The sequence below is a fragment of the Bradyrhizobium algeriense genome, from assembly GCF_003062295.1.
Taxonomy (GTDB): domain Bacteria; phylum Pseudomonadota; class Alphaproteobacteria; order Rhizobiales; family Xanthobacteraceae; genus Bradyrhizobium; species Bradyrhizobium algeriense.
This window is the reverse complement of the sequence record NZ_PYCN01000302.1, coordinates 1-372: the sequence shown is the minus strand read 5'-3', so window position 1 is coordinate 372 and position 372 is coordinate 1. Positions and strand designations below refer to the sequence as shown.

The 372-nt window shown below is 55.9% G+C and carries 1 protein-coding gene; it reads right to left on the bottom strand.

Annotated features, from left to right (window positions below; all coding sequences use genetic code 11):
- Positions 1-31: 31 nt before the first annotated feature.
- Positions 32-372 (bottom strand): transposase (locus C7G61_RS43605; protein WP_190242306.1); only part of this gene is annotated, 341 nt, incomplete at its 5' end.

Sequence of the window (372 nt, the reverse complement as noted above, 5' to 3'; positions counted from 1 at the left end):
CTAGATTAGCGTTTTCTTGGTTCGAATCATATCAGGCGGCGTCGGCGAGTTTGTAGGTCCACGTGTGGATGACCGGATGGCGATTGACGTCGTCGATACCGGCCATGATGCGCTCCTTGAGTTCGTGTTTTGAGGTCACCCGGATATGGCGCAGGACTGAACGGGCGAACTTGGAGAAGAATCCTTCGATGAGATTGAGCCATGAGCCGTGCTTGGGGGTGAAGGTGAGCTCGAAGCGCCCCACCGGTCGAGTGGCGAGCCAGGCTCTGGTTTCTCGCGAGATGTGCGCGGAATGATTGTCGAGGATCAATTTGATCGCAGTGTCCGGCGGATAGGCGGCATCGATAAGTCTGAGGAACTCGATGAACTCTC